Genomic DNA, 16,797 nt, shown 5'->3' on the forward strand with positions numbered 1-16,797 from the left:
TGTTAAATGCTGAAATAGCGCGAATTGTAGACGCAGCCACGCGATAAGCACCGCGGACTACGATTTGTCGTAGCGACAAGTTGTTTAAGCATAAAGTGTGCCAGAAGTGAAAACCCAGCAATAACGGGGCTGAGGGCAAAAGAGTTAAGCATAATGACTGACGATTCGACATTAATGACGAGGAGCGGCAAAAATTTAGCCTGCCGGTCAGCAGTCATAACCTTATGAAACATCGGAAAAAGATGAAAATATGAAGTGATGACGATCACAAATTTTAATTTTTCAGCGCTATGCTATGCTTTTATACAACGAGTGAATCGTTAATTTAAAAACATAAGCGAGGAAAATTATGGGCATTATTTCATGGGTGGTTTTCGGTCTTATCGCTGGGATTTTGGCAAAATGGATTATGCCGGGTAAAGATGGCGGCGGGTTCTTTATGACCATTATCTTAGGGGTTGTCGGTGCGGTAGTGGGTGGCTGGATCAGTACCTTCTTTGGTTTTGGTAAAGTTGATGGTTTCAACTTCGGCAGTTTCGTCGTAGCGGTTATCGGTGCGATTGTGGTGTTGTTTATCTACAGAAAAATCAAAAGCTAACTAAACATGCAGATAATAGAGGCCACTGATAAGTGGCCTTTATTTTGGTTACCACCACCCCAGTTCCGTGCCCAGAACCACGATGATAGCCACGCCAATCATAATAATCGTTGTTTTTTTCATCGTTATGCTCCCGGCGCAGCGTAGCCGCCAATAAAAAACCAGGATAAGAAAACGACAGCGGAAATGAAAATAATGACAGGGAAAATAATACCGAGTCGCATACGATTATCTACCAGAGTTATTTAAAGACGAGCCAGCATAGCAGGGCTTAATGTACGACAAAAGGGGTTTTATCCTGACGCTTTTTATCCTGATACATTGCGCTGTCTGCAAGATGAAGCGCACAGTTTACATCAGTCTCCAGCGGATCAATTTCCACCACACCCAGACTGGCACCAGGATAAAACAGATGAATGTCACCCAGCTGGTAGTCACCGCAAATCTGCTGTTGTAGCTGATTTTTCACCTGCTGCAGACGCATAAGTTGATCCAGTTCATCTTCCGCTGACAGGCGAACGACTAAAAATTCGTCACCGCCCAGTCGACCGAGAATGTCATTATCATTACATTCACGGAGCAGGCGCTGCCCAATCTGTATCAGGAACTGGTCACCAACCTCGTGGCCAAAGCGGTCATTAATCAGTTTGAAATCATCCAAATCGATATAGGCGACAACTATCTTCTGTCTGAGATGGCGGGCAAGCGAAAAAAGGGTTTCCACATTTTCAAATATTGCGCGCCGATTCGGTAAACCGGTCAGGGCATCGGTGTAGGAGTGAGCAATCAGCGCGGCGTTCGCTTCACGTAACTGAGCAACCAGCGACTCTTTTTGAATCGACTGGGCGATCAGACCGGCAAACAGATGTAATACTTGTTCTCCACGTTGGCTCAATGCCTGCTGGCGGCGGCTGGTAGCGCAAAGTGTACCGTAAAACGTTCCGTCCGGAAGATGAACGGGAGTGCTCAGAAAGGTGGTGATGTCCAGTGCGCGAGCGGCGGTACATTCCGGCCAGCGTGCGGGCACGTTGTCACTGTACAGACAGTTTTCCTCAATAGCGCGTTTGCACAGCGTTTCATCCCACGGCACGGATAGCCCTTCGGGGATCTGCATTTGGCGGCTATTACGTGCATACAGAATATGCTGCAGACGGGCATCCAGATCGACCTTGGTCAGGTAGGTTGATTCCATCTCAGTCACCATCTCCAGCATCTCCAGAAGTTGGCGAACCAGACTCTCAACTGACTGCTCCGTAGCTAAGGACTGTGAGACTCTGGCAAGGATCATGTCCGACATGAGATGTAAATGCTCCTGAGTAATGACTGGGCTGACGTTGCCCGCATGATAGAACATCGAGGTGAAAGATGAAACACGCCATCCAGCTCAGAATGTAAACATAAAATGGATAGCTGGCAGGAAAATATGGAGATAGATGGAAAGTCGGGGTAACCTGCCAGGATAAGGTTTTAAACAGGAGTAAATATGAAACTGGCATTTATTGTTTTGCCCGGCTTGCTGGTGCTGGCGGGGTGTACCACGGAACCGGAAGCGCCTGTGCCACCGAAAGTTGGCATGGCGAATCCAGCATCGGTGTATTGCGAACAAAAGGGCGGCTCGCTGATTGCGGTGCAGACTCCGCAAGGTGTTAAGTCTGACTGCAAACTACCCAACGGGGAAGTAATTGATGAATGGTCACTCTGGCGTAGAGATCATCCGGCAACGGCCAAGTAATACGCGGTCAGCATTGACGTAGCCATTCAGCGAGCACCAGCGCGTGGTTTTGCTGGGTATTCTTCGCCGCATACAGTAGCGTTAAGGTTTGCTGTCGGGCAATCTCTGCGAGGCGCTTTCCTTCCTGCTGCTGTTGGGCAAGCTCTGCGCGATATTGCTCGGAAAAGTGTGAAAAATCGATCAGTTCTGCGTGGAATGCTTTGCGCAATTCAGAGGATGGCGTCAGCGTTTTATTCCATTCGTTGAAAGCAAGGTCAGTCTTTTTTATCCCGCGTGGCCACAACCGGTCGACCAACACGCGATAACCATCGCTTTTTTCTGCCGGGTCATACACGCGTTTACACTGAATCTTCATCTCTTCATCCGCTCCTTTCAGCTACCGCTCAGGTATTTATCATCAACTTTATTACGGTTAAATAAGATCGTAAAACGTGACCATTATAGCATTTTGCCCGCCCTGACTCCCAATTTAAGGGATTGTGATACCACTAAAAAGTCGGTAGGCTGAGGCTCCTTATGCTGTCCCTTATTGTCAGGACACAAGGAAAGCTTAATGGAAATTTCCCCAATTAAAGATACGCTTCGCATTGCGCTGGTGGGCGATTACAGCCCCGATATTGTGGCGCACCAGGCTATTCCCCTTGCTATCGATGATGCTGCCGCCGTCCTGGAATTGGTGGCTGATTATGACTGGCTAACTACATCTGATATCAACAGCAGTGAGGACTTGATTGGCTATGATGCCATCTGGGTCGTTCCAGGCAGTCCATATCGCCATCTTGAAGGGGCGCTGATAGCGATACGCTACGCGCGTGAAAACAGCATCCCGTTCCTGGGGACCTGCGGCGGCTTTCAACATGCGATTCTGGAGTACGCCCGCAACGTGCTGGGCTGGAGCGATGCCGCCCACGCCGAGACGGACACCACGGGTCGGATGGTGATAGCACCATTGACCTGCTCGCTGGTAGAAAAAACGGATGATATTGAGCTGCGGGCCAATACGCTGATTGCCAAAGCCTACGGGCGGGATGTTATCACCGAGGGATATCACTGCAACTATGGCGTATCGGAGGATTTTGCCGCCGAGCTTGAAAGCGGCGATCTTCGGGTGACCGGTTGGGATGAGGCTGGTGATATTCGTGCCATTGAGCTGGTGACGCATCCATTTTATGTTGGCACGCTCTTTCAGCATGAACGCGGAGCGCTGGCGGGAAAACCCGTACCGTTAGTTCAGGCGATGCTGCGCGCCGCGCGCGGATAAAAAAACGGGCAGGTTGTTCACGAACCTGCCCTGTGCATTATGCGCTCGCGATCTCCCGATTGCGCCCCGCGCACAAACCAAATACCGCCATCAGCATCGCTAACACGGCGACCCCGCCAAGAGGAATCAGCCAGCTATCGTTGAGGTCGTGAATTTTCCCCATCAGTGGTGGTCCGCAGGCCGCCAGTAAATATCCGACAGACTGTGCCATGCCGGACAGGGCAGCAGCCTGATGCGCTGAGCTTGCGCGCAGGCCAATAAAGGTCAAGCCGAGAATCATCGTCGCGCCTGAGCCAAAGCCAAACAGGATGGTCCATAGCAATGCCTGGTCGGGCATTATGGCGAATCCCGCCGCGCCGACGGCGCACATTAATGAAACCAGTGCGGCGATGGCGCGCTGATCCTTAAATCTGTTCAGGACGAGAGGAATCAATAATCCCGGCGCGGCGGTCGCCAGCTGCAGTAAACCATGCAGCGAACCGGCCTGCGCCTCGCTGTAGCCATGGCTGATCAAAATGGCGGGCAGCCAGCCGATGATGACGTAGTAGATAAGCGAATTGATCCCCAGAAACAGCGTCACCTGCCAGGCGAGGCTGGAGCGCCAGATCGCGCGGGAATGCAGAGCGCGCGAGCTGCTCAAGCTGGCATTGGCCATCTGGCGGCATTGGGGTAACCAGATAATCAGTGCCAGTAGCGGAAAGGCCATCAGTACCATCAGCGCACCGCGCCAGCCAAACCCGTTCAACGCCAGCGGTACCACAATGGCGGAACCCAGTGCCGCTGCTGCGCCCATGGTCAGCGAGTATGCGCCAGTGAGTTTCGCCACATGCTGAGCAAAATCACGCTTAATCAGTCCGGGTAAAAGCACATTTCCCAATGCGATTCCGCAACCAATGATAGCGGTGCCGCTAAACAGGAACCCTGGTGAGGGCAGAGAACGTATCGCAATACCCGCGCAAATCAGTAGCATAGCGACAAACAGGCTGCGTTCGATACCCCAACGGCGCGCAACGGCGGCAGCCAGAGGTGAAACCAGTGCGAAAGCCAGCAGTGGCAGGGTGGTCAGAAGCCCCGTCTGGGCGGTGCTCAGACCGTAGTCGGCGCGAATTGCATCCAGCAACGGGGCTGCACCGGTAAAGGTGACGCGCAATGTGGTGGCAATCATCAGGATCCCCGCGATCAGCAACGCTGCGTTCTTGCCACGGGAGGAAGGTGTATTTGTCATTTTTTTCTCATATCGTCAGGCGAGGCGATACCTTAGCGTTTTTACTCAATGGATGAATCAAGCTAAAATGACAGTTTATCGCTTAAATCGGACATTTTTATGTTAGGACTGAGGCTGGATGGATACGAACCCGATCTTCACCACGATGCGGCGGTGGCGTTTTGTATTCAGGCCCGGGAAGATGAACTTTTCAGTCCGCTGCATCAGCACCGTAAAGGCCAGTTGATTCTGGCGTTGCATGGCGCGATCACCTGTGAGGTTGAGAATGCTATGTGGATGGTGCCCCCGCAATATGCGGTGTGGATCCCCGGTGAAATTCCACACAGCAACCACGTTACCGTTGGCGCACAATTGTGCTTTTTGTTTATTGAGCCGCAGGCCGTTGTGATGCCCGATCGTTGCTGCACGCTGAAAATTGCTCCGTTGTGCCGGGAGCTTATTCTGGCGCTGGCATCCAAAACGGATGCCCAACGGCTGGAGCCGGCAACCCAGCGGCTGACGCAAGTGTTGTTTGATGAACTGCCGCAGCAACCCCAGCAGCAAATGCAGTTGCCGGTTTCCGATCACCCGAAAATTCGCAGAATGGTCGCAACGATGGCGAGAGAGCCCGCACAATGGCAGACGTTGGGGCAATGGGCCAGCGTATTTGCGATGAGTGAACGTAACCTTGCTCGCCTGGTCGTCAAAGAAACGGGGTTGAGTTTTCGGCGCTGGCGTCACCAGCTCCAGCTGATTCTGGCGCTGCAGGCGTTAATTGATGGTCGCAATGTACAACAGGTCGCGCAAATGCTCGGGTACGATTCGACCACGGCATTTATCACTATGTTCAAAAAAGGCCTGGGACAGACACCAGGCCGTTACCTGAACGGGCTGGCTACTGCTTCCCAACAATCAATGAGACCAGACCTGCCGCAATAAGCGGCCCCACTGGCACACCGCGAAACAGCGCCACGCCCAGTACCGTGCCCACCAGTAAACCAGCAACAAGCTGAGGCTGGCTGCCCATTAGCGTAACGCCGCGTCCGCCAAGCCAGGAGACAAATACCCCAACGGCAATAGCAACCAGTGATTTCCAGTTCACAAAGGAGTGGATGAGCGTGGAGGGCGGTAGCGTTCCGCTGGCGATCGGCGCCATGACGCCAATGGTCAGAATTATAATCCCGACGGTCAGGCCCTGTTTTTCAATCCAGGGAAAGAAGGTATTCAGAGGGGTAACACGGACAATAATCAGCACCAGAATTGAAACAGCGACAGTGGTGTTGTGGCTGACAAAGCCCAGAGCTGCCAGTCCGAGCAGGATCAGCAGAGTGACATCAAACATCGTAGTTTCCTTGCCAAAAGAAAAAATAAGCCTGCTTACTGTACGCGTAAATGCGTGACCGAACAGGCTTTTTTTAATGATTATAATTTTTTTTGGGCTAACGCACGAAGCGATGTTTTTTACTGCTAACTTGTGCAGTTATTGTTCTCTGCGGAACGGGATTAATTCCGGTTGCGCGATGCGCAGGTAATCTGCGGTATCCATGATCACGGATTTTTCCAGCATTCCGGCATTGAACGCAATTTCATTAAAACGCTCAAACAACAGCGGGTCGGCGACCAGCTTGAGGTTCGGATGAAAACTGAACGGTGGGATAGCGCCAAATACGCAGCCTGTTAGTTCATCTACCTCCGCCGGGCTGGCAAGTGACGCTCTCAACCCGCCAATATGGCTAGCTAACAGGCTCAGGTCGGCCTGCTGATCGGCAGAGAGGATCGCCAGAACATGCTGATTGACGCCGTTGCCTTTTACTTTGCAGACCAGCGCTTTTGCACCCTGACCCAGTGCGGTACCGCGAATTTCAGAGACAGCTTCACATTTGCCTACGGCTTCATGGCTGACTATGCGGTAGGTCGCACCGTGTTCTGACAACAGGGAGATTAAACGCTGGTGCGTTGCGTTACCTTTGTTTACTTCCGTCATGACTTACTCCTGGTACAACAATGAAAATCCTGTCAGAAAAATAATTACGCATCGGTGCGTTTTTTCTGTTTGTTCAGGTAGAGCTGTGCATCAGATGCTTTGTAGGCATCATCAATGGTGTCGTTTGGCTGCATATTATAAATCCCGACAGAGAAGCTGATTGATCTATCTTGCGCAATAATTTGTAAGTTATAACGAATCCTCTCCAGCAGGCGGGGCGTTAATTCACTGGGGTGATCGATGAGGATAATGCAAAACTCATCGCCGCCGAGGCGGATGGCATAGTCGCTTTTGCGAATGGACGTTTGAATAGCTTTGGCCAAAATGGTGATAATGCGATCGCCTTCCTTATGCCCCAACGTATCATTAATAACTTTTAGTTTGTCGCAATCAATGGCGATAAAGGTCACGAGCGTTCCTGTGTTCACCAACTGTTGCAAACGCTGCTCAAGCGCTGGCGTTAAAATTTTACGGTTGTAGAGCCCTGTCATCGCATCACTGACATTTTCCCGTGTGACGTTGTGATACAAGCGAAAATGCGTTCTGACCATATTCAGCAGCAATATCGTTGCCAGTAGATAGAAGGCGAATATCTTCCAGGACGAGACAATAAAGTACATAACATCAAGTGAGAGGGTGATACGTATACCGCCAGGTATGTCCTTCTCATAGTGAACATAGCGGAACAGATCGGTTTCACTTTTGTGAACGAGGATCTCTTTACCTGAACTGGTGTCAGAGACCGTTACGTTAAGATAACGCCAGACGAGAGGGCGGTCGCTGGTATAGAAAATATTCTGTAAATTCTCTTTATTAATATCCACCATCACCACGCCTTTTAGCTTATTGGCGTAGTAAACCGGTGTTAAAAAGCTCATCACCTTTTTCTCGGTCAGGTTATCTTCATAAATACTGGAGATCACCGTGCGGCCAGTAAAAATACCGTCAATATCATTCTGGTCGATCCCCAACGTACCTTTTTGCAAAAACGACCAGTTGTGTATCGCAAATTTCCGCGAGTCGATCACATCATAGAAATAAACGTAGTTATTTTTGAGATCGACGTAATATCGAAATTTATACTCCAGCGTCCCTAATCCCTGACCGTAATCTTTCTGCTGGCGATTAACATTGACCGCCCGGTCAAAAGAGGGCAGCTGAAAAATGTCATCAAGCTGTTCGCTACATTTTGTTGAGGTGGTCTGCAACGTACCGTGTAATGGCAGATAGTTGCGCTTAGTGAGATTGAGCCCATGAGTGCCGTTAACGCTATCGAAAGCGTTGCAAAGTACTTTTTGCTGTTCGAGAGAAGCAGGCCCCTGAGGGGATGAAAATGTGCGCATCAGATGGGCTGCGATGCTCTGATTTGTGTACTTATCATAGAGAAACGAGGAGTCGGCTTTCTCATTGATATAGCGCATGTACGCATTCATTGCTTTATCACTAGCAATGAGCTCATAAACCAAAAAAGAAGATGTCAAAACAATTACGCTGACGGAGATAAAGATCCTGAGCGCTTTATGATGCAATTTCATAATGATTTACAGCCCTGTAAGTCTGATACTTCAGTCTATCACACGGCATACATCCGCTCTAACGCTACGGGAAAGGACATTTTGAAATAAAAATCATTCGCGTACTTCACCTTTAACTCTTAATGTTGTATTTATAATGCAACTTATAAAAAGGAGACAGGCCAATGAGCGCGACTGAAAAAGCGGGTCATACATTTTTAGCCAGCCTGGGCAAAACCCGTCTGCGTCCGGGCGGTGTTGAAGCAACAGAATGGTTGTTTAGCCAGTCACAGCTGACGCCCGGCAGCCAGGTACTTGAAGTGGCGTGCAACATGGCCACAACGGCGATAGAGTTAGTTCAACGCTATGGCTGTACCGTATACGCCATTGATATGGATAAAACCGCACTGTCAAATGCAAGGAATAACGTAGCGGCAAATGGTCTGGAAAATCATATTCATGTGATGGCTGCTAACGCCAACACTCTTCCTTTTGCGGATAACAGTTTCGATGTTGTGATTAACGAAGCCATGCTGACAATGTATGCCGATAAAGCGAAGGCGAAGTTAATTGCCGAATATTATCGCGTGTTGAAGCCCGGTGGGCGTCTGCTCACCCACGATATTATGTTCACCGCCCAAAAACTGGGCGCGGGCGATCAGGGCCAGCTTGTCGATGTGGTGAAATCAAACGTTAGCCCAATGACCAGACAAGGCTGGCGTGATTTGTTTCTTAACTGCGGGTTCGAACAGGTCCTGCAGCAGAATGGCAACATGTCGCTGATGTCGCCGCGCGGATTAGTTCGTGATGAAGGGCTTACGGGGGCGGTAAAAATTGTGTTTAACGGCTTACGAACGAGCGAAAATCGTCGTCGTTTCCTGAAAATGTTTCGCTTCTTCCGTTCGCAACGTCATCAACTCAATTACATTGCCTGCTGCTCTGTAAAGGGAAAATAAAAAGGATAAACGGATGAATATTGATAAGATGAAAAAACAGCACCCGTAAAAAATCAGCCAGAGAAGATAACCTCTGGCTGATTTGTTTAGGTGGTTAACTATTGCTGGTCGTACTTTGTTTATGAAACAGTTCGCGGAATACCGGGTAAATATCATCCTGGTCGCGAATATGTTGCATCGCAAAGTTATCAAAAGTTGATTGCAGATGTTCGTATTCACGCCACAAGGTTTGGTGAGCGCGGCGAGTGATTTCGATATAGCTGTAATAGCGGACCACTGGCAGCAGTTTTTTCGCCAAAATCTCATGACACAGCGGTGAATCATCAGCCCAGTTATCACCGTCCGATGCCTGTGCAGCATAGATGTTCCACTGGGCAGGGTTGTAGCGCTCTTTCACCACTTCATCCATTAACTTAAGCGCACTGGAGACAATGGTTCCACCGGTTTCCTGAGAGTAGAAGAACTCATGCTCATCCACTTCTTTCGCCTGGGTATGGTGGCGAATATAAACCACCTCCACGTTCTTATAGGTCCGGCTTAAGAACAGATACAGCAGGATATAAAAACGTTTAGCCATATCTTTGGTCGACTGATCCATTGAACCAGAAACGTCCATCAGGCAGAACATTACCGCCTGGCTGGAAGGGTCGGGGCGTTTTTCATAATTCTTGTAGCGTAAATCAAAGGTGTCGATAAATGGCACGCGTTCGATTTTTGCCCGTAGTTCGGCAATCTCTTTGCGTAACCGTTCCTCTTCCAGCAACTGTGCTGGTTCGCTTTTCGCGATGGTTTCCAGATCCGCTTCGAGAGCATGCAGTTCGCGACGCTTACCCGCTGTCATCGCCGTGCGGCGCGCCAGTGAGTTTTGCAGGGATCGCACCACGCTGATGTTGGCAGGCACACCGTTAGAGGTAAAACCTGCCCGGTGCGTTTTGTACTCCGTTAGCTGACGCTGCTGATTCTGCTTCAGGTTAGGAAGTGCTAAATCTTCGAACAACAGATCGAGATATTCATCTTTAGAGATCTGAAAGACGAACTCATCCTGACCCTCACCATCCTGGCTGGCCTGGCCTTGTCCGCTTCCTGAACCGCCACCGCCGCCCTGTGGGCGTTCAATGCGGTCATTCTGCACAAAATGGTCATTACCCGGATGCACGCGATGGCGCAGGCCACCACGTCCCTGATGAAACATTGGTTCGCTAATATCATCAGTCGGAATAGAGACAGATTCGCCGCTATCCACATCAGTCACCGAACGCTTGTTAATGGCCTCGGAGATCGACTGTTTAATTTGCGATTTATAACGGCGTAAGAAGCGCTGGCGGTTTACCGTGCTCTTGTTTTTGCCGTTAAGACGCCGGTCAATAAACCAGGTCATAAGCCCCCCGTACTGCCAACTGTTCGCCATGTCTGTAAGTGCCGGATGGCGCTGGCGCTATCCGGCCTACGGAACATTGTTTTGCAAGCCCGGTAAGCGCATGCGCCACCGGGCACTTATGTTAAGACGATTTACGTACGCGCAAATACCATTCGCACAGTAAACGCACCTGTTTACGCGTGTAGCCTTTTTCCATCATACGGTCGACGAAATCGTCGTGTTTTTTCTGCTCGTCAGTCGAGGTTTTAGCATTGAACGAAATGACCGGCAGCAGCTCCTCGGTATTGGAGAACATTTTCTTCTCAATAACCGTGCGCAGTTTTTCGTAACTGGTCCAGTTTGGATTGCGACCGCTGTTATTCGCTCTGGCACGCAGAACAAAGTTGACGATCTCGTTACGGAAATCTTTCGGGTTACTGATACCCGCCGGTTTTTCAATTTTCTCCAGTTCTGAGTTCAGCGACTCGCGGTCAAACAGCTGACCGGTATCCGGGTCGCGATACTCCTGATCCTGAATCCAGAAATCCGCGTATGTGACATAACGGTCGAAAATGTTCTGTCCGTATTCGGAATAGGATTCGAGATAAGCCGTCTGGATCTCTTTGCCGATGAATTCAGCATATTTCGGGATCAAATAGCCTTTCAGGAACTCAAGATAACGCTCAGCTTGCTCCTGCGGGAACTGTTCACGTTCGATTTGTTGCTCCAGTACGTAAAACAGATGTACCGGGTTAGCTGCCACTTCGGCATGGTCAAAGTTAAAGACGCGAGAGAGGATCTTAAACGCGAAACGCGTGGACAGACCGTTCATTCCCTCATCAACCCCGGCGTAATCCCGATACTCCTGATAGGATTTCGCTTTCGGATCGGTATCTTTCAGGCTTTCGCCATCGTAAACGCGCATCTTCGAGTAAATGCTCGAGTTCTCAGGTTCTTTCAGGCGAGAAAGAATGGTAAAGCGAGAGAGCGTTTCCAGCGTGCCCGGTGCGCAAGGCGCATGGGTCAGCTCACTGTGGTTAAGCAGTTTTTCGTAAATTTTGATCTCTTCAGAGATACGCAGGCAATAAGGCACTTTGACGATGTAAACACGGTCAAGAAACGCCTCATTGTTTTTGTTATTACGGAACGTTACCCATTCGGACTCGTTCGAGTGGGCAAGAATAATCCCGTTAAACGGCAGGGCAGAGATACCTTCTGTCCCGTTGTAGTTTCCTTCCTGGGTGGCGGTCAGCAGAGGATGTAGCACTTTAATCGGTGCTTTAAACATCTCAACGAATTCCATAATCCCCTGGTTTGAACGACACAGTGCACCCGAATAACCGTAGGCATCAGGATCGTTCTGGGCGTGGTGTTCGAGTTTACGAATATCCACTTTCCCGACCAACGCAGAAATATCCTGGTTGTTTTCATCACCAGGCTCCGTTTTGGCGATTGCGATCTGCTCCAGAATAGACGGCCAGACTTTGACGACGCGGAATTTTGTAATGTCCCCGCCAAAATCGTGCAGACGTTTCGCAGCCCAGGGCGACATGATCGTACCGAGATAGCGACGCGGGATCCCATACTCTTTTTCCAGGATCTGCGCGTCTTCCTGCGGATTAAACAGGCATAACGGATGATCGTTGACCGGGCTACGTTCGCCATTAGCACTCAGGACATAAATTGGTACTCTCTGCATCAGCGACTTCAGCCGCTCAGCAAGAGATGATTTCCCCCCTCCCACAGGCCCCAGCAGATACAGAATCTGCTTCTTCTCTTCCAGACCCTGAGCCGCATGTTTCAAATAAGAAACAATTTGCTCAATGGCGTCTTCCATGCCGTAAAACTCTTCAAAGGCGGGATAGCGTGCAATTACCCGATTCGAAAAGAGTCGAGAAAGTCGAGGTTCGTGGGCAGTGTCGACCATGACAGGCTCACCAATAGCCATTAATAGCCGCTCTGCCGCGTTGGCATAAGCACTGCGATCTTGCCGACAAGTGGTAAGAAACTCCTGCAGCGTGAACTCTTCGTCCTTGGCAGCTTCATAACGCTGGCGATAGTGATCGAATATATTCATGGTATGCCGTCCTTTCGTTTTTTAGCACATGTTAAGAGCCGTTCATATGAATAGTAGAGGCCCCTGAAGAGGTAAACTGAACGACGTCGTTGCTGAAGAAATAAGCAACTCTCATGCCATTTTAGTGGTCAGGAGATCAACGTATTCGGTGATACACCTTCTAAAATTAAGCGTAGATGGCATTTGCAAAACTTGCCTGTGTGCGCAAATGAATTTCAATGGCATATCAATAACTCATCAGCAAAAAAAGCACATCTTATGTAAAGAATTGGAGCGGGATTCATGCGGTGTTCACCGTCCTGCAAGCAAAATGTCATCACTTGCTGAGAAATTAGGGGGTTACATTCTGGGGCGAATACGTAAAATAGTTGGGCTGAAGCGTATTGGCGGTTACACTTTGACCGCTACACATTTGAATAAGGAATTATGGATTGTGACCAAACTCAAACTTCTGGCACTTGGCGTCCTTGCCGCAACCGCAGTTAGCACCGCACAGGCGGAAAGTCAGTGGACTGTTGGCGCGGGTGTCGGCGTGATTAACAGCCCGTACAAACAGTATGACCGCGATGTTTACCCTGTTCCGGTTGTCACCTATGAAGGCGATAATGTCTGGTTCCACGGCTTGGGTGGCGGTTACTATTTGTGGAATGATACGACAGATAAGCTTTCCATCATGGCGTACTATGATCCGACGCATTTCAAGCCAGGTGATAGCGATAGCCATGCTTTGCGCCAACTCGACAAGCGTAAAAGCAGTATGATGGCTGGCCTTTCGTATGTACATAACACCCAGTATGGTTTCCTGCGTACTGCACTGGCGGGTGATACTCTGGATAACAGCAACGGCTTTATCTGGGATCTGGCCTGGCTCTACCGTTACACTAATGGTGGGCTGACTCTGACGCCGGGTATCGGTGTGCAGTACAGCAGCGAAAACTACAACGACTATTATTATGGCGTGTCCAATCACGAGTCTCGCCGCAGTGGTCTGAAAAGCTACAACGCTGACGATGGATGGGATCCGTACCTGGAGTTGACCGCGAGCTATAACTTCATTGGAAACTGGAACGTATACGGCACTGGCCGTTATGTGCGTTTGAGTGATGAAGTGAAAGACAGCCCGATGGTCGATAAGTCCTGGTCTGGCATCTTCTCGGTGGGTGTAACTTACAAGTTCTGATGCTACTGCGCGTCAAGCACTAGCCCGCATCAGTGCGGGCTTTTTTGTGCGTGACGGAGATGAATATTGATCTAAAACATGAGATTTGATTTTTTGTGCTGTTTTGGCATTCTGTCAGGCGACAACGAATTTTTAACGTATTATTCCTGTCGCTGTTACTAAAAATAAACCTGCTATTTTATTAGCCTGTTATCTATTCATTTTTGAATGAAATATAGTCGTGAAGGTTTAGCAAGTCATTGTCATGAGGTAATGGTTTGTAGCTATACAATGCGTTGATAATACTAGGGTTTATGATCGAGGTAAGCGTTGTTTTCTTATTGTTAAGCACAATGAAAATTATTCATAACTCTTTTAGCATGTTTATCTCATGGCGAAAGTTAACTTTCATGTGAAAAAACAAAAATTAATGAATTGATTTTAATTTTACATCTTTAGGTATTTATCTGAAAAAATTAAAATTGACATTAAATATTCCATTGCAGATATTAATTAAACTTTAAAGTATCGACAGCAACTCTTCATAGCATTAAATATAATGCGCCATGTGGATTTTTTGAGAATAAACCTGGTATATATAATGAAAAAGTTAATCATGATAGCTGTGATGGGCGGGATTCTGGCTGGTTGTTCCTCCGAGGCTTCACGCATGAATGCTTGCGAAAGCAAGGGTGTGAGCCGTGATGCCTGTTATGTTGCGGAGCAAAACCGTCAGGCGACAATCAATGCTGCCGCTGAAAAACAGGCTATGGAAAATGCGCAAAACTTGTATGGCACAAATGATACAAATTCCAGTCACCACCACAAACACGATAAATATTAAGGTTTAACTAATGAAGAAATTAATTATTATCGCTGCTCTGGTGGCTTCCTCTGCTGCGCCTGCGTATGCCATCAGTGAGGCTTATCGTCAACAGTTACAGCATGAACATAAAACCATGGTCAGTGACACGAATGCCCCGGTACACGCCAGTAAAATCACGCCCGTGCATGTGAATAAACTTGGAGTGGACTTTAAACGTGGTGCTGATGGCATTGCTTATATTAATGGCAAACCTGCGGCAAATGATGAGAATAGTGCTGAAGCTCAGTCTTATAGCGCAGGTTTGATTTCCGTCATCGTCTATAACAACGGAAAAATCAACGCTATGAAAGAGGGAAAATATTTGGGTCGGTTGAAATAACCACTTCGTAGATAAGATTTTGTATTTTTTCGGCCCGGGAACATTTGCTGTTCCCGGGCTTTTTATTTCGCTCGCCTTAACGATCGGTTTCCAATCCATAATGGTGCAATTTGTGCACCCTAACAGGACACATGCACGTTGTTTTGCTTTACTGTGGTGCATTAACACAGGAGGGTGCGATGACAGCGAAACAGGTGACGTTTACAAACCAGGTATCGCTTCCTGCTATTGGGCAGGGAACATGGTACATGGGCGAGGATCCATGCCGACGCCGGGATGAAGTGTCTGCGCTGCAGGCCGGACTGGATCTCGGCCTGCGATTGATTGATACCGCAGAAATGTACGCTGATGGTGCAGCGGAAGAGGTGGTGGGTGAAGCATTAACGGGACGGCGTGATAGCGCTTTTTTAGTCTCGAAAGTTTACCCATGGAATGCCGGTGGACAGAAAGCCATTGCCGCCTGCGAAGCGAGCCTGCGTCGACTGAAAACTGATTATCTGGATCTCTATTTGCTGCACTGGATGGGCGATTTTTCATTTGCAGAGACCATCGATGCCATGGAAACACTGATTGCGCAGGGGAAAATCCGCCGTTGGGGCGTCTCAAATCTCGATTATGATGATATGCAGGCGTTATGGCAGGTACCCGGTGGACGAGAGTGCGCAACTAACCAGGTGCTTTATCATTTAGCCTCGCGCGGTATTGAATATGATTTACTGCTGTGGTGCCAGCAGCAGCAGATGCCGGTCATGGCATACAGTCCGCTGGCTCAGGCGGGACGACTGCGTGGAGATTTGCTTTCTAACTCTGTGGTGAATGACATCGCGCGTGCGCACAATGTTAGCGCTGCGCAGATTTTGCTGGCATGGGTGATTCGTCAGTCGGGTGTAATAGCCATCCCGAAAGCCGCAAGCGTAGCGCATGTCGAACAAAATGCCGCCGCGCTGGGGATAATGCTCTCTGTAGATGAGTTGAAGCAGTTAGATAAGGCGTATCCGGCGCCAAACGGTAAAACCGCGCTGGATATGGCCTGATTTGCCAAATGCCGATGTTCCCGCAGCTTATCAGGCCTATGGCTGCATGTAGTTTGTAGGCCGGATGAGGCATTAGCCGCATCCGGCACGGTGCGCGGAACTGCCTGATGCGCTGTGCTTATCAGGCCTACGGCTGCATGTAGTTTGTAGGCCGGATAAGGCGTTAGCCGCATCCGGCACGGTGCGCGGAACTGCCTGATGGCGCTGCACTTATCAGGCCTACGGCTGCATGTAGTTTGTAGGCCGGATAAGGCATTAGCCGCATCCGGCACGGTGCGCGGAACTGCCTGATGGCGCTGTGCTTATCAGGCCTACGGCTGTATGTAGTTTGTAGGCCGGATAAGGCGTTAGCCGCATCCGGCATGGGGACGTGTAACTGCCTGATGGCGCCGCACTTATCAGGCCTACGGCTGTATGTAGTTTGTAGGCCGGATAAGGCGTTAGCCGCATCCGGCATGGGGACGTGTAACTGCCTGATGCGCTGTGCTTATCAGGCCTGCGGCTGCGTGTAGTTTGCAGTCCGGATAAGGCATTAGCCGCATCCGGCATGGGGACGTGTAACTGCCTGATGGCGCTGTGCTTATCAGGCCTGCGGCTGCGTGTAGTTTGTAGGCCGGATAAGGCGTTAGCCGCATTCGGCATGGGGACGTGTAACTGCCTGATGGCGCTGTGCTTATCAGGCCTGCGGCTGCGTGTAGTTTGTAGGCCGGATAAGG

Annotated in this window: 18 protein-coding genes and 1 pseudogene; 9 read left to right on the plus strand and 10 right to left on the minus strand. The window is 49.5% G+C overall.

Going from position 1 to position 16,797, the window contains the following annotated elements:
* Positions 1-349 precede the first annotated feature (349 nt).
* Entirely contained in the window at positions 350-598 is a 249-nt protein-coding gene (locus OGY68_RS16195) for a GlsB/YeaQ/YmgE family stress response membrane protein (RefSeq protein ID WP_003832440.1), read from the plus strand.
* A gap of 48 nt (positions 599-646) precedes the next feature.
* On the opposite strand, the gene yoaJ is transcribed toward OGY68_RS16195, so the two are convergent.
* From yoaJ to OGY68_RS16210, 3 genes are read right to left on the minus strand one after another with little or no spacing between them, the layout of a single operon-like run.
* Positions 647-721 carry a protein YoaJ gene (gene yoaJ, locus OGY68_RS16200; protein ID WP_095533175.1) on the minus strand — a complete coding sequence of 25 codons (75 nt, stop codon included), beginning with the start codon at positions 719-721 and terminating at the stop codon, positions 647-649.
* Between the two features lie 2 nt (positions 722-723).
* Positions 724-822: a YoaK family small membrane protein gene (locus tag OGY68_RS16205; RefSeq protein WP_032941789.1), complete on the minus strand. Its 99-nt coding sequence runs from the start codon at positions 820-822 to the stop codon at positions 724-726.
* Positions 823-869: 47 nt separating this feature from the next.
* Entirely contained in the window at positions 870-1,895 is a 1,026-nt protein-coding gene (locus OGY68_RS16210) for a sensor domain-containing diguanylate cyclase (protein ID WP_057068585.1), read from the minus strand.
* Between the two features lie 186 nt (positions 1,896-2,081).
* Between OGY68_RS16210 and OGY68_RS16215 the strand changes: the two genes are divergently transcribed.
* Positions 2,082-2,330, plus strand: coding sequence for a putative hemolysin (locus OGY68_RS16215; protein ID WP_032943102.1), 249 nt, complete (start codon positions 2,082-2,084; stop codon positions 2,328-2,330).
* 7 nt (positions 2,331-2,337) lie between these two features.
* Here the strand turns inward: OGY68_RS16215 and OGY68_RS16220 are convergent, their stop codons facing one another.
* Positions 2,338-2,685 carry a DUF488 domain-containing protein gene (locus OGY68_RS16220; protein WP_003832445.1) on the minus strand — a complete coding sequence of 116 codons (348 nt, stop codon included), beginning with the start codon at positions 2,683-2,685 and terminating at the stop codon, positions 2,338-2,340.
* A gap of 198 nt (positions 2,686-2,883) precedes the next feature.
* Between OGY68_RS16220 and OGY68_RS16225 the strand changes: the two genes are divergently transcribed.
* Positions 2,884-3,591: a CTP synthase C-terminal region-related (seleno)protein gene (locus OGY68_RS16225; RefSeq protein WP_020996459.1), complete on the plus strand. Its 708-nt coding sequence runs from the start codon at positions 2,884-2,886 to the stop codon at positions 3,589-3,591.
* 37 nt (positions 3,592-3,628) lie between these two features.
* On the opposite strand, the gene OGY68_RS16230 is transcribed toward OGY68_RS16225, so the two are convergent.
* Positions 3,629-4,816 (minus strand): CynX/NimT family MFS transporter, encoded by a 1,188-nt coding sequence (locus OGY68_RS16230; RefSeq protein ID WP_032943103.1) that lies wholly within the window; start codon positions 4,814-4,816, stop codon positions 3,629-3,631.
* Between the two features lie 99 nt (positions 4,817-4,915).
* Here OGY68_RS16230 and OGY68_RS16235 point away from each other — a divergent pair.
* A pseudogene (locus tag OGY68_RS16235) lies at positions 4,916-5,714 on the plus strand (AraC family transcriptional regulator).
* On the opposite strand, the gene OGY68_RS16240 reads toward OGY68_RS16235, so the two are convergent.
* The 3 genes from OGY68_RS16240 to dgcJ all read right to left on the minus strand — a co-directional run bounded on the left by OGY68_RS16240 (position 5,691) and on the right by dgcJ (position 8,314).
* Entirely contained in the window at positions 5,691-6,137 is a 447-nt protein-coding gene (locus OGY68_RS16240; protein WP_003832453.1) for a DUF441 domain-containing protein, read from the minus strand. The pseudogene OGY68_RS16235 and the gene OGY68_RS16240 sit on opposite strands and share 24 nt — an antisense overlap.
* A 138-nt stretch (positions 6,138-6,275) precedes the next feature.
* Entirely contained in the window at positions 6,276-6,779 is a 504-nt protein-coding gene (locus OGY68_RS16245; RefSeq protein ID WP_057068583.1) for a YbaK/prolyl-tRNA synthetase associated domain-containing protein, read from the minus strand.
* A 44-nt stretch (positions 6,780-6,823) separates the two neighbouring features.
* Positions 6,824-8,314, minus strand: a complete 1,491-nt coding sequence (gene dgcJ, locus OGY68_RS16250; RefSeq protein ID WP_057068581.1) for a diguanylate cyclase DgcJ — start codon at positions 8,312-8,314, stop codon at positions 6,824-6,826.
* A gap of 164 nt (positions 8,315-8,478) precedes the next feature.
* Between dgcJ and OGY68_RS16255 the strand changes: the two genes are divergently transcribed.
* Positions 8,479-9,249, plus strand: a complete 771-nt coding sequence (locus OGY68_RS16255; protein ID WP_008784518.1) for a class I SAM-dependent methyltransferase — start codon at positions 8,479-8,481, stop codon at positions 9,247-9,249.
* Between the two features lie 94 nt (positions 9,250-9,343).
* Here the strand turns inward: OGY68_RS16255 and OGY68_RS16260 are convergent, their stop codons facing one another.
* The gene (locus tag OGY68_RS16260; RefSeq protein ID WP_008784519.1) at positions 9,344-10,627 is read right to left on the minus strand and encodes a YeaH/YhbH family protein; all 1,284 of its coding nucleotides are present in this window, start codon (positions 10,625-10,627) and stop codon (positions 9,344-9,346) included.
* A gap of 121 nt (positions 10,628-10,748) precedes the next feature.
* Positions 10,749-12,683, minus strand: coding sequence for a protein kinase YeaG (yeaG, locus tag OGY68_RS16265; RefSeq protein WP_003030707.1), 1,935 nt, complete (start codon positions 12,681-12,683; stop codon positions 10,749-10,751).
* 433 nt (positions 12,684-13,116) lie between these two features.
* Here yeaG and OGY68_RS16270 point away from each other — a divergent pair, with 433 nt between their 5' ends.
* The 4 genes from OGY68_RS16270 to OGY68_RS16285 all read left to right on the plus strand — a co-directional run bounded on the left by OGY68_RS16270 (position 13,117) and on the right by OGY68_RS16285 (position 16,081).
* The gene (locus OGY68_RS16270) at positions 13,117-13,863 is read left to right on the plus strand and encodes a MipA/OmpV family protein (RefSeq protein ID WP_032943108.1); all 747 of its coding nucleotides are present in this window, start codon (positions 13,117-13,119) and stop codon (positions 13,861-13,863) included.
* A gap of 580 nt (positions 13,864-14,443) precedes the next feature.
* Positions 14,444-14,686, plus strand: coding sequence for a hypothetical protein (locus tag OGY68_RS16275; RefSeq protein ID WP_032941787.1), 243 nt, complete (start codon positions 14,444-14,446; stop codon positions 14,684-14,686).
* A gap of 10 nt (positions 14,687-14,696) precedes the next feature.
* On the plus strand, positions 14,697-15,047 hold the full coding sequence (locus OGY68_RS16280) for a hypothetical protein (protein WP_057069262.1): 351 nt from the start codon (positions 14,697-14,699) through the stop codon (positions 15,045-15,047).
* A gap of 179 nt (positions 15,048-15,226) precedes the next feature.
* Positions 15,227-16,081, plus strand: coding sequence for an aldo/keto reductase (locus OGY68_RS16285; RefSeq protein ID WP_286617261.1), 855 nt, complete (start codon positions 15,227-15,229; stop codon positions 16,079-16,081).
* Positions 16,082-16,797 lie beyond the last annotated feature (716 nt).

The organism is Citrobacter sp. Cpo065 (genome assembly GCF_030332805.1).
Classification (GTDB): domain Bacteria; phylum Pseudomonadota; class Gammaproteobacteria; order Enterobacterales; family Enterobacteriaceae; genus Citrobacter; species Citrobacter portucalensis.

Bases quoted from the DNA above. Each gene is read 5' to 3' on its own strand.
- OGY68_RS16195 (WP_003832440.1), top strand. From the start codon at position 350: ATGGGCATTATTTCATGGGTGGTTTTCGGTCTTATCGCTGGGATTTTG.
- OGY68_RS16205 (WP_032941789.1), bottom strand. From the start codon at position 822: ATGCGACTCGGTATTATTTTCCCTGTCATTATTTTCATTTCCGCTGTC.
- OGY68_RS16210 (WP_057068585.1), bottom strand. From the start codon at position 1,895: ATGTCGGACATGATCCTTGCCAGAGTCTCACAGTCCTTAGCTACGGAG.
- OGY68_RS16215 (WP_032943102.1), top strand. From the start codon at position 2,082: ATGAAACTGGCATTTATTGTTTTGCCCGGCTTGCTGGTGCTGGCGGGG.
- OGY68_RS16220 (WP_003832445.1), bottom strand. From the start codon at position 2,685: ATGAAGATTCAGTGTAAACGCGTGTATGACCCGGCAGAAAAAAGCGAT.
- OGY68_RS16225 (WP_020996459.1), top strand. From the start codon at position 2,884: ATGGAAATTTCCCCAATTAAAGATACGCTTCGCATTGCGCTGGTGGGC.
- OGY68_RS16230 (WP_032943103.1), bottom strand. From the start codon at position 4,816: ATGACAAATACACCTTCCTCCCGTGGCAAGAACGCAGCGTTGCTGATC.
- OGY68_RS16240 (WP_003832453.1), bottom strand. From the start codon at position 6,137: ATGTTTGATGTCACTCTGCTGATCCTGCTCGGACTGGCAGCTCTGGGC.
- OGY68_RS16245 (WP_057068583.1), bottom strand. From the start codon at position 6,779: ATGACGGAAGTAAACAAAGGTAACGCAACGCACCAGCGTTTAATCTCC.
- dgcJ (WP_057068581.1), bottom strand. From the start codon at position 8,314: ATGAAATTGCATCATAAAGCGCTCAGGATCTTTATCTCCGTCAGCGTA.
- OGY68_RS16255 (WP_008784518.1), top strand. From the start codon at position 8,479: ATGAGCGCGACTGAAAAAGCGGGTCATACATTTTTAGCCAGCCTGGGC.
- OGY68_RS16260 (WP_008784519.1), bottom strand. From the start codon at position 10,627: ATGACCTGGTTTATTGACCGGCGTCTTAACGGCAAAAACAAGAGCACG.
- yeaG (WP_003030707.1), bottom strand. From the start codon at position 12,683: ATGAATATATTCGATCACTATCGCCAGCGTTATGAAGCTGCCAAGGAC.
- OGY68_RS16275 (WP_032941787.1), top strand. From the start codon at position 14,444: ATGAAAAAGTTAATCATGATAGCTGTGATGGGCGGGATTCTGGCTGGT.
- OGY68_RS16280 (WP_057069262.1), top strand. From the start codon at position 14,697: ATGAAGAAATTAATTATTATCGCTGCTCTGGTGGCTTCCTCTGCTGCG.
- OGY68_RS16285 (WP_286617261.1), top strand. From the start codon at position 15,227: ATGACAGCGAAACAGGTGACGTTTACAAACCAGGTATCGCTTCCTGCT.